The sequence below is a fragment of the Cupriavidus yeoncheonensis genome (assembly GCF_905397275.1).
Classification (GTDB): domain Bacteria; phylum Pseudomonadota; class Gammaproteobacteria; order Burkholderiales; family Burkholderiaceae; genus Cupriavidus; species Cupriavidus yeoncheonensis.
In genome coordinates, this window is sequence record NZ_CAJPUY010000025.1 from 62,433 (window position 1) to 74,491 (window position 12,059).

Below are 12,059 nucleotides of genomic sequence, written 5' to 3' on the forward strand. Positions count from 1 at the left end.
TCCGATGAAGCTTGAATCCATCGCCAAAGGCGCGCTGATCTCGGGCATTGAGCCGGGGCAGGTCGCGCGCGTCGTAAGCGCCGATCCGCTCGGGGAGAACGCCGTCACCGTTGTCTACCGGACCGCCGACGGGCGCCTTGGCGAGCGCGTGCTCTTCCGTGCTGACGAGGCCAACCTCTCAATCGCGTCGGCGGGCAGGCCATGGAGCTTCGACGCCGACGGCGCGGACTTCAAGCTCGCGGCTGAGGCCCACCGCATCAACCTGGCCCATTTGTTCGACCCAATGATGGCGGTCCACACGTCGAATGTGGAGCCGCTGCCGCATCAGATCACGGCAGTTTACGAGGCGATGCTGCCCCGCCAGCCGCTGCGCTTCGTGCTGGCCGACGACCCCGGCGCGGGCAAGACCATCATGGCCGGCCTGCTGATCCGCGAGCTCCTAATGCGGGCCGACGCCGCGCGCGTGCTGATCGTCTCCCCTGGAAGCTTGGTCGAGCAATGGCAGGACGAGCTGTTCGAGAAGTTCGGGCTCTCATTCTCAATCTTCTCGAGGGATCTCCAGCAGCAAAGCCGCGCGGGCAATCCGTTCGACGACAACGACCTGATGCTCGCCCGCCTCGACCAGCTCTCCCGAAGCGAGGAGCTGCAAGAGAAGATCAAGGCCTCTCGCTGGGATCTGGTGGTGGTCGACGAAGCCCACAAGCTATCGGCGACGTGGTTCGGGACCAAGGTCAACGAGACCAAGCGCTTCAAGCTCGGTCAGCTGCTGGGTTCGGTCACCCGCCACTTGCTGCTGATGACGGCCACGCCGCACAATGGCAAGGAAGAAGACTTTCAACTCTTCCTGTCGCTGCTGGACTCCGATCGCTTCTATGGGAAGTTTCGCGACGGCGCGCACAAGGTAGACGTCTCCGATCTGATGCGGCGGATGGTCAAGGAAGACCTGCTGAAGTTCGACGGGACGAGGCTTTTCCCGCCGCGGGTGGCCTACACCGCCAACTACAAGCTCTCGGAGGCCGAGGCGGCGCTCTACAACGCGGTGACCGCCTACGTCAAAGAGGAGATGAACCGGGCCGACCAGCTCGATGGCAAGCGCAAGGGGACGGTGGGCTTTGCCCTCACGGCGTTGCAGCGCCGGCTTGCGTCGAGCCCCGAGGCTATCTACCAATCCTTGAAGCGCAGGCGCGAGAAGTTGAAGCGCCGAATCGAGGAGGAGAAAATCCGCCAGCGCGGCGGCAGCAAGCCCTTGGCAGAAACCGTCGCCGGTTCCGGCGCCGAGGACATCTGGGACTCCGCCGACGAGATGGCGCCAGAGGACTACGAGGAGTTTGAGGAAGAGGTGGTCGACCAGGCTACGGCAGCCCAAACTATCGCCGAGCTAGAAGCCGAGATCTTCACGCTCGGTCACCTCGAAGAGCAGGCCAAAACGCTCGTCCATTCCGGCCAAGACCGAAAATGGGAAGAGCTGCGGGAGCTCCTGCAAAACACGCCGCAGATGCGGGGCTCCGATGGCTTGCAACGCAAGCTCATCATCTTCACCGAGCACCGCGACACGCTCAACTACCTGGCCGACCGGATCCGAGGACTGCTGGGCAAGCATGAGGCGGTGGTTCTGATCCATGGCGGGGTGCATCGCGACGATCGGCGCAAGGCCCAAGAGCTCTTCCGCAATGACAAGGACACCCGAGTCCTCATCGCCACGGACGCCGCTGGCGAAGGCGTGAACCTGCAGAACGCCAACCTGATGGTCAATTACGACCTGCCGTGGAATCCCAACCGCCTGGAGCAGCGATTCGGTCGCATCCACCGGATTGGCCAGACGCAGGTCTGCCACTTATGGAACATCGTCGCCAGTGAAACCCGCGAAGGCGACGTCTTCCAGAAACTCTTCGAGAAAATTGAGGTCGAGCGCAAGGCCCTGGGTGGTCGCGTCTTCGACATCTTGGGCGAAGTCTTTGATGGCGTGAGCCTGCGGGACCTGCTGATCGAGGCGATCCGCTTTGGAGAGGATCCGGCCCGCCAAGCGCACCTGCGCGAAGTCGTCGCGGGAGCTCTCGACACCGAGAAGCTGCGCGAGATCATCGGCCGCAACGCTTTGGCCGAGGAGGTCATGGACGAGCGCAGGCTCTTCGCGCTTAAGGAGGAGATGGAGAAGGCCGAGGCCAGAAAACTCCAACCCTACTTTATCCGATCGTTCTTCTCGCAGGCCTTCGAGCGCTTGGGAGGCGACTTACGCCCTCGCGGATCGGGCCGCTACGAGATCACGTTCGTTCCGGCGGCTATCCGCGAGCGCGACCGTCAGATCCAAGGCCGCGATCGCCGGAACATGAATCCCGTTGTCGTCAAATATGAGCGAGTCTGCTTTGAGAAGAGCCGAATTCGCGTTGACGACAAGCCTAACGAAGCAGTTGCCAGCCTTCTCCATCCCGCCCATCCACTGATGCAATCGGTGGTGGATCTGACCATTGAGCAGCATCGCGGTAAGCTCAAACAGGGCGCCGTGCTAGTCGATCCCAACGATGAGGGCATCGAGCCAAAGCTTCTGTTCCTGCTTGACCATTCGGTCAAGGAAGGCGGGGAATCCAAGATCGTAGTGTCGCGCCGCCTGCAGTTTGTGACCGTCGACAAGAGCGGCACCATCCAAAATGCCGGCTGGGCTCCGCACCTGGACCTTAATCCCATCGACGCCGAGCCGCTCGCGCGAGTTGCTGATGAGATCGAGGCCGATTGGATCAAGAAGGACCTGGAGCAGGCTGCTCTTGCCCATGCCTCCAACAAGCTGGTGCCCGAGCATTTCGAAGAGGTCAGGCAGCGCCGCGAGCGCCAGGTCGACAAGAACCTGGCGGCGATCCATGAGCGCCTGGTCAAGGAGATCGATTATTGGTCCGATCGCCACGAGAAGCTCAAGACCGAACTGTCGGCCGGCAAGGACGTCCGCCTTCCTCTTGAAAACGTCCGGCGGACGATTGATGAACTCACCGCCCGCTTGGAATCGCGCACCAATGCGCTCCAAGCCATGCGGCACGTGGTTTCGAGCATGCCGGTGGTGGTTGGCGGGGCCCTTGTGATTCCCGCGGGCCTGATCGCCATGCGTAGTGGCGAAGCCGCAGGCTCCACGTGGTCGGCCGATGCGCAGTTGCGCGCGCGCGTAGAGCGCACAGCCATGGAAGCCGTCCGCAAGGCAGAAGCGGCCATGGGCCACGAGGTCATCGACGTCTCAGCTGAGAAGTGTGGATGGGACCTAACGTCAATAGTGCCGGTCAAGGACGGCAAGCTCCCGCAAGCCCGACATATCGAAGTCAAGGGCCGCGCCAAGGGCCAATCGACTATCACAGTCACCCGCAATGAAATCCTCTATGGCCTCAACCAGGCCGAGAAGTTCATCCTTGCCGTGGTCATCGTCGATGGGGATTCGCACGAGGGCCCGCACTACATTCGCAATCCGTTCACCCAGGAGCCCGACTGGGCGGTGACCAGTGTCAATCTGGAGTTGAGCCAGCTACTAGCGCGTGCGGTTCCGATCGGAGGATCGCTATGAGCCGACCAGCCACGCAGGTCCTTTGGACTCATTGCAACGAATGTGGACACGAAACGAAGCACGAAGTGGTTCACAACGCGGAGCGTCGACGGACTTACGACAACGACCAATATTCAGTTGAGGTCGGATCGACGTGGACCGTTTTGCAGTGCGGGGGCTGCGAAGAGGTCAGCATGCGGCGGGTTGATTGGTGTTCTGACGATGACCCTCAGGACGGACCAAACACGCCAACCTTCTTTCCCGCCAGAGTGTCGCGACGAAAGCCGGTGTGGCTTGGCCGTTACGACGTGCCGTCTGCCGATGTCGACATCCTCGAAGAGATATATAAGGCGCTGCACGCCGATAGTAGGCGACTGGCAATGATGGGCGCGCGAGCGCTCTTCGATGTCGTGATCACCCGCACGGTAGGCGACCAAGGAAGTTTCGCCAAGGGACTCGACGAACTGGTCAATAGCGACCTCATCAGCAAGCGAGACCGCGGAATCATTGAGGCGGCTATCGAGGCAGGACATGCAGCCATACACCGAGGGCATCAACCCACTTCTGACGATGTCAATGTCGTGATCGACATCGCCGAGCGATTGATCCACGCGGAGGTTTTGCAGGCTCAGGCGAGCGCTCTTGCCGCGTCCACTCCACCTCGCAAGCGCGCCTCCGCCAAGAAGAAACTATGAATATGCAACCCATCAAGACCCCGAAGAAACTTATCGAGGTGGCTCTGCCCCTTGACGACATCAACGTCGCCTGCGCATACGAAAAAATGCCCGGCATCGGTGCACATCCTCGCGGAATCCATTTGTGGTGGGCGAGGCGTCCCTTAGCGGCTGCTCGAGCCGTACTATTTGCACAAATGGTCAACGATCCCGGCTATGAGCGCAATCTAGGTCGAGGCGTGAACAAGGAGCGCGCAAAGGTGGAGCGCGAGCGCCTTTTCAAGCTGATCAGAAACCTCGTCAAGTGGGAAAACACGAACAACGTCAAGTTGCTTGAAGAAGCTCGTATCGAGATCCAAAAGAGCTGGCGCGAAACCTGTGATCTTAACCGTGGCCACCCGCAGGCGGCGGAGCTATTCGATCCCGACGTTTTGCCGTCTTTTCATGACCCGTTCGCTGGTGGAGGAGCTATTCCTCTCGAGGCGCAACGCTTAGGTATGGAAAGCCACGCGTCGGATCTGAATCCCGTAGCAGTTCTGATTAACAGGGGAATGATCGAAATTCCTCCTAGATTTTTTCATCAGGCTCCAATCGGTCCGATTCCAGAGTCTGAAAAGCAAGCAAGAATCCCCGACCATTGGACGGGGGCGCGAGGTATTGCCGAAGATGTCCGGAGATATGCTGAATGGATGCGCGGCGTCGCATACAAAAAGTTAGGGCACCTTTATCCGGAGATTGAACTGCCAAATCAGCACGGTGGTGGAAAATCGGTTGTGATTGCGTGGTTGTGGGCGCGGACGGTAAAAAGCCCAAATCCGGCTTTTTCGCATGTCGATATCCCCCTCGTTTCATCTTTCGTTTTGGCAAATAAAGTTGGTAATGAGGCTTATGTCGAGCCCATTATTGATGGGGATGAATACAGATTTGAAGTTAGGTATGGTACCCCTCCAGTGCAAGCAAAGGAGGGAACAAAGCTGGCGCGAGGGGCCAAATTCAAGTGTCTCCTTTCTAACTCCCCCATTGATCCAGCGTACATTAAGAGCGAAGGCGTCGCGGGAAGAATTGGGATGCGAATGCTTGCAATTGTGGCAGAAGGTAAGCGTGGGCGTGTTTATCTCAATCCGAGCGATGAAATGGAAGCGCTGGTCAAAAGTGCAAATCCAGTGTGGCGCCCAGAGACAAGCTTGCCAAACGACCCTCGAAATTTTTGGACGCTTAATTACGGTTTATCGAAATTTGGCGACCTGTTTACTAATAGGCAGCTTATTGCATTGACAACGTTTTCCGACCTCGTCGAAGAAGTTCGCGAGAAGGTTAGGGCTGATGCCGTTGCTGCTGGGATGGTCGACGATGGTGTCTCTCTTTCAAATAATGGGTTCGGCGCATCGGCGTATGCGGATGCGATAGCAGTTTATTTGGCGTTTGCAGTCGATAGATGTGCCGATTTCTCGAATACCTGCACCCGCTGGGTTCCGGGAAATCAAAAAGTAATGAATCTGTTTGCGAAGCAGTCAATCGCGATGACTTGGGATTTTCCTGAGGCGAATATCATGATTGACACCGTCGGCGGGTACGTTCCCGCAGCCCGCTATCTTGCGGATTGTCTGGAGAAGCTTCCTCTTTCCGGTTCCGTGGGCGAGGTAAAGCAAGCTGACGCCTCGACAAACCAGCGCAGTATTGGACGAGTTGTTTCAACAGATCCACCGTATTACGACAACATTGGCTACGCTGATCTATCTGATTTTTTTTATGTCTGGCTTCGCAGATCATTGCGTCACATATATCCAGATCTTTTTGCAACCATGACCGTGCCAAAGGCCGAAGAATTGGTCGCGACGCCTTACCGGCATGGAAGCAAAGAGAATGCTGAAGTGTTCTTCTTGGAGGGCATGACTGGTGCTATGCAGCGATTGGCAGAGCAAGCACATCCAGCATTCCCAACAACGATTTACTACGCATTTAAGCAGTCGGAGACTACAGATGTAGGCACCGGTAACACGGGTTGGGAGACTTTTCTTGAGGCCGTCATTCGAGCCGGATTCGCAATTTCTGGCACCTGGCCACTGCGCAGTGAGCAGGAGTTCCGCATGGTCGGCCAAGGCGTCAACGCCCTGGCGTCGAGCATTGTCCTTGTTTGCCGAAAGCGCGAAGCCGACACTCCGACTGTCTCTCGCCGCGAGTTCATTCGAGAACTCAAGGAGGAGCTCAAAGAAGCAGTAGATGCCATGATCGGCGGAGCGGAGGGCGTCTCGCCTGTCGCCCCGGTGGATCTGGCCCAAGCGGTGATCGGGCCTGGTATGGCCATCTTCTCGAAATACGGGGCGGTGCTCGAAGCCGATGGAAGCCCTATGACTGTCCATACGGCTCTGACCATCATCAACGGGATGCTGACCGAGGGCGGCGATGAGTTCGACGCCAATACGCAGTTCTGCTTGGTGTGGTTTAACGAGCAAGGCTGGACGGCAGGTGACTTCGGGATGGCCGATGTGCTGGCGCGCGCAAAGGGAACCAGCGTCAATGGGCTGAAAGATTCGGGCGTCGTGGAGGCGGCGTCGGGCATCGTGAGGCTGTTGAAGCCAGGCGAATACCCTTCCGACTGGACTGCGGAGCAGGACAACAATACCCCGGTCTGGGAAGCCTTGCATCAGATGATCAGGGCGCTCCGCGAGAAGGGCGAGTCCGCCGCGGGTGACTTGCTCGCGGGAATGCCGCAGCGGGCCGAGCCCGTTCGCAATCTGGCTTACCGCCTCTACACGCTCTGCGAGCGTAAGGGATGGGCCGAAGAGGCTCGTGGCTACAACGAATTGATCACCTCCTGGACTGGAATCGAGGCGGCCTCCCATGAGAAAGGCCACTACGGTTCGCAAGCCATTCTCAATATTTGAAGGGGCAAGAAATGGGACTCAAACCTTGGCGCGAGATCGCCATTCCGCACGACGATGTCTTGAAGGGCACGTTCCAGCAAGCGGAGTTCGCAGCCGACATCTCACGCGTGCATCAAGGCTCAGCCACGCTTGAATACCAGGACGCCTCGCTCTTCTTCCAGCGGACCTTCATCACGGAGGGCATGCGCCTGCTACTTGACTCGGTCGTCAAGCGCCTGGCGGGCAAAGGGGGGGATCCGGTCATCCAGCTCCAAACGGCATTTGGCGGCGGCAAAACCCACACGCTGCTGGCGGTCTATCACCTGGCGAAGGGCGAGGCGGCCGCCGGAAAGCTCCAAGGCATCCCACCGATCCTAGATGCCGCCGGTATCTCCGAGCTTCCGAGGGCCCGGGTGGCCGTGCTCGACGGCGTTGAGCTTTTGGATCTCGCTAGCAAGCCCAGGTCTCATGGTGGCGTCACGGTGAAGACAATCTGGGGTGAGCTCGCCTGGCAGCTTGGCGGCGCCGAGGGCTATGCGTTGGTGAAGGAGGCCGACGAGAGCGGCACGGCCCCTGGCAAAGGCGCGCTGGCTGACCTGTTGGCCTCGCGGGCCCCTTGCATCATCCTCATGGACGAGCTGGTCCGCTATGTCTCGCAGTTCGAGGAGGGCAAGACGCTCTCGGGAGGCACCTATGACACCCAGCTGTCTTTCATCCAGGCGCTGACCGAGGCCTTGAAGGCCGTTCCCACGGCGATCTTGCTGGCTTCGTTGCCGTTCTCCGACCGGGAGGCGGGCAGCCAGCAGGGTGTGAAGGCGCTGCGAGCATTGGAGCACTACTTCGGCCGTGTGCAGGCCCTTTGGAAGCCGGTGGCGACCGAGGAGGCCTTCGAGATCGTCAGGAGGCGTCTGTTCTCCAACGTCTCCGATCGTTTGGCCGCTGAAGAGGTGTGCCGGGCCTACGCCGACTACTATGCCGCCAACTCGGGCGACTTCCCTCCGGAGACGCAGGAGAGCGGCTATCTCGACCGCTTGAAGCACGCGTATCCGATCCATCCGGAGGTGTTCGACCGGCTGTATGAGGATTGGTCCTCGCTGGACAATTTCCAGCGAACCCGGGGCGTCCTGAAGCTCATGGCCAAGGTGATCCACAGGCTCTGGACTTCGGGCAACAACGACCTGATGATCCAGCCGGGCTCGCTGCCGCTGTTCGACTCCGACACCAGCAACGAGGCGATCTACTACCTGCCAGCTGGCTGGGACCCTGTGCTTGAGCGCGACATCGACGGCGAGCGCGCCGCCACGACGGAGCTCGACAACGCCAAGCCGTTGTTCGGCTCGATCCACGCCTGCCGGCGGATCGCGCGGACAGTGTTCCTCGGCTCCGCTCCTGACGCCGGCGCCGTTGGCGGCGCGAAGCATCACCGCGGCTTGGAGCTGGAGCGCCTGCTCTTGGGCTGCGCCCAGCCGGGCCAAGTCGTGGGCCACTACAAGGATGGCGTGCGGGCCTTGGTCGACCGCCTCCAATACCTCAACAGCGCGAGTAACCGCTATTGGTTCGATACCCGCCCGAACCTGCGCCGCGAGATGGAGGACCGCAAGCGCCGCTTCGACATGCGTGAGGACGTTTATCCCTTCATCAAGGACAAGCTGCGCTTCGCCAGCGGCGTCTTCGGTGGCATCCATGTCTTCACGCCGTCAGCCGATGTCCCGGACGACTGGCAGCTGCGGCTGGTGGTCCTCCCCCCAGAAGCGACGTTCAGCCGGTCGGCCCAGGCTCCTGCCACCGAGGCTGCCCTCTCCATCCTAAGGAGCCGCGGTGACCAGCCGCGGCAAAGACAGAACCGCCTGATTTTCCTCGCCCCGGATGCGGACAGCATCTCGCGGCTCAAGGATCAAGTGAGCTCGGCTCTGGCTTGGCAGTCGATCGTCGCCGACGTGAAGGACGGCAGGCTCAACCTCGACCAGCATCAAACAAAGCAGGCTTCGCATAGCCTGGAGCAGGTGACTGAGGCTTTGGGGCGGATGGTTCGGGAAACCTACAAATGGCTCTTAGCCCCGCTGCAGGAGGCCAAGCCGGGCAAGGGCATCGGCGAGATCCAATGGGACCACTTTCAGATCAACCCGGCTGTGGTCAACCGAACCGAGGAGATCGAGAAGACGTTGCGGGAGAATGAACTCCTCATCACCGAATGGGCGCCGGTCCATCTGGCAAAGATGATGCAGGCATGGTTCTGGAAGGAAGGCGTCGAGGCGGTGTCAGCGTTGGATACATGGCAAAAGAGCTGCTGCTACCTCTACCTGCCAAGGTTGCGCGACGCCGACACCTTGCGAGCGACAATCAACGCGGGCGTGACATCACGGGACTTCTTTGGCCTGGCCTACGCCCAAGCTGATGATCGCTTCCAAGGATTCCATTTTGGCGAGAACACCACAGTAATTCTCGATGACTCCTTGCTCTTGATCGAGCCGAAAGTGGCAGCCGACTTCGCCGCGAAGCTGGACCAGGAGGCGGCCGAGCGCGAAGCGGCCGCGAAGGGCTTGGAGCCTGACGCTAACGACCAAGGCGCAAGCGATAGGGGCGCGAATGGCACGCGTGCAGGGAGCGCTGCGGCGGGTGCGACTGGCTCCAGCATCTCGGGAGCCACGGAGTCGCTGCCGGGCGGGAGCGATGGCTCGCCAAAGGCCGCCGTGTCCACCAGGAAACGGATGTTCTTCGGCTCTGTGGATCTCGATCCTGTCCGGGCAAAGCTTCAGTTCTCTGAGGTTGCCGAAGAGGTCCTCCTGCTGTTCACGCAAAAGCCAGGCATCAAGGTTCGAGTGTCGCTTGAGATCGAGGCGGAAGCGCCTTTTGGCTTCGATGAAAGTTTACAGCGCTCCGTGCGCGAGAACTGCAATCAGCTCAAGTTCAAGAACCACTCCTTTGAGGAGTGACACCTTGCCACGTCGTTCAGTCAAGCGGCCTTGAAGCTGCCCTTTTCCCGACGAAGTTCCACGCCTGCGGAGGGCGGCAGATCAAGGACGAGCTGAACCGCATGCCAGTTCGACATGAGGAGTGGGATCACTGATGCGACGTATCGAGCAGCATATCGTTGCCGCCTGGGCTACCAGGCTGGGCAATCAGGTGGTGAAGGATGTCATTCACAGCCTGGAAAAAATGGAAGCGGAGCTTTCTGGGGACTCCGGGCTGGAAAATGTCTGGGAAGAGGTCTGCGCTCAGGTTCAGGGCGAGGAATCCATTGACTGGGGCAGCTATGAAGATGTCATTGAAAGTCTGCTTGCCGGCAGCATCGCGAATCTGGACAGGGACGCCCAGCTTGCGTTGTGGGCTGTCACCGATGATGGCTGCGACTACATCTGCGATCACCATGCCGATAAAAACGGCGTTGTTGGTGTGCCGCTCGATATCGGTGCCATCGTGGCCAAGCTGAAGGAGAAGGTGTTGTCGGCGGCTGCGGATTATGAAAGTCCCAGCCTCTATCGTTACGTGTGGGGGGAGGACGACCCCGAGTACACAGAACTTGAAGACGAGGATGAGGACGACGATGAACGATGAGATGATCGGGTGTTGATTTGCACTGAATTCTGACTCAGGATATGCATCGAAAACTGCCTCTGCCTCGGACCCCGCAGATGAACGGCGCAATCAATTGCGCTAGTCTTTCTGTGCATCCTCCGGGGGGCGCTGTCAAACTTCGCGCGGCGGAAGGCATGGATGGCGGAACACGGAATGGACGTAGAGGAAATTTGATTGCCTCGGATCGCTTCAGCTTAGCAAGATCCCGAGAGGGCACAGCGGTCGTTGTTGTCGACGTGCTGCCCGCGCTGGCAGGGGCTCATGCAATCCACTACATTACGCATGCCATGAGGAGATGGAGTGGTGGACGAGAAGCCAATTGAGCCAAAGAGGCAATTGATCCCGGACGAGTGCGCCTACTACCGAGATCGTCTGCGGGAGGCAAGGTACGCGGCCTTGGCCAACGCAGAAGGATTTGAGACCGTCTGCTTCGCTGTTGAAGAATTCGGCCGGAGGCTTGCCGGAGGGCATCAAGGGCTTGGCACCTATCGCAAATTCTTGCGGTGGTATGCACAATACTCGCCCACGACGAATGTGCTAGTCAGCCAGTATCCGGACTACTTTAGTAGCTTCGATACTCTCTTTGAGGCAGTGTATCAGGCAAGAAATGATGTTATGCACAGCGGTGTTTATGCGCGTCATGTAACCGAACGAGCGGTAGACCTGTGCATTGCTTTGGAGGAAGCTATTATGGCCGTCGAGAAAGCAAGAAGCCATAGGAAGGATACAAGAACAAAGGTCGGCGACTACATGGTCAAGACCCCAATTTCTATTCAAAAATGGCAACCCGTGGCGCTAGCGAGGCAGCTCATGCTAACGCATTCCTTCTCATTTTTGCCAGTCTCAATCAATTCAAAGTGGCAACTCGTTTCTGAACGGGCAATCGTGGACTATCTCTACAATCAGTCTGCCCGTACGGAACGCTTGGCGAGCAGTATCGAGGAGGCCTTCTCTGCCGGAGAACTCTCCCTGGTTGACGCAATCACAACAACGAGGGAGAAGCCGATTCAAGAACTGCTTGACGAGAGCAAAGGCCATGAGAGGCAAGGCGAAAATGCGCAACCCTTGTTTACTTTGTGGCTTGTGGTGGGAGCGAATGACAGCCTTGTCGGTGTGCTCTCCCCATTCGAATTAATGTAGTCTCGGCACCAGAGCATAGGAGTGTTTTGCCGGTATCTGAGCCCCCTGGAATCCGGCTGGATGGCGCCTTCATCGCGACGGGGCTCATAGAGGGTGCCGTTTTCCTGACTTCCGCCGCAATTGATTGCGGTAACCGTGCCCATCCAGCGATCCGACTGGGGGAATGAGTGGTTGCACACTTACCCCAGCTTTCGCGCGGCTTGCCGAGCGCGAATCAACCGTCAAAATTCGAGGAGTCCCGGCGCAGAGCTATCTTTGGGAGAGCGATCGTGAGAGCAACGGTTTTTG

6 protein-coding genes are annotated in these 12,059 nt (G+C 59.0%); all 6 read left to right on the top strand.

The genetic code is table 11. From position 1 onward, the window contains the following. The first annotated feature begins 4 nt into the window (after positions 1 to 4). A complete protein-coding gene (locus KHO22_RS27180; RefSeq protein ID WP_211950275.1) occupies positions 5 to 3,538 on the top strand; it encodes a helicase-related protein in 3,534 nt (1,177 codons plus the stop codon). Further along, positions 3,535 to 4,212: a DUF4145 domain-containing protein gene (locus tag KHO22_RS32665; protein ID WP_230427046.1), complete on the top strand. Its 678-nt coding sequence runs from the start codon at positions 3,535 to 3,537 to the stop codon at positions 4,210 to 4,212. Before KHO22_RS27180 ends, KHO22_RS32665 begins: the two co-directional genes overlap by 4 nt. A 2-nt stretch (positions 4,213 to 4,214) precedes the next feature. After that, a complete protein-coding gene (locus tag KHO22_RS27190; RefSeq protein ID WP_211950276.1) occupies positions 4,215 to 7,076 on the top strand; it encodes a DUF1156 domain-containing protein in 2,862 nt (953 codons plus the stop codon). Positions 7,077 to 7,087: 11 nt separating this feature from the next. Continuing rightward, positions 7,088 to 9,988: an ATP-binding protein gene (locus KHO22_RS27195; protein ID WP_211950277.1), complete on the top strand. Its 2,901-nt coding sequence runs from the start codon at positions 7,088 to 7,090 to the stop codon at positions 9,986 to 9,988. A gap of 133 nt (positions 9,989 to 10,121) precedes the next feature. Then, positions 10,122 to 10,610, top strand: a complete 489-nt coding sequence (locus tag KHO22_RS27200) for a hypothetical protein (RefSeq protein WP_211950278.1) — start codon at positions 10,122 to 10,124, stop codon at positions 10,608 to 10,610. Between the two features lie 324 nt (positions 10,611 to 10,934). Further along, positions 10,935 to 11,771 (top strand): CBS domain-containing protein, encoded by an 837-nt coding sequence (locus KHO22_RS27205; protein ID WP_211950279.1) that lies wholly within the window; start codon positions 10,935 to 10,937, stop codon positions 11,769 to 11,771. Positions 11,772 to 12,059 lie beyond the last annotated feature (288 nt).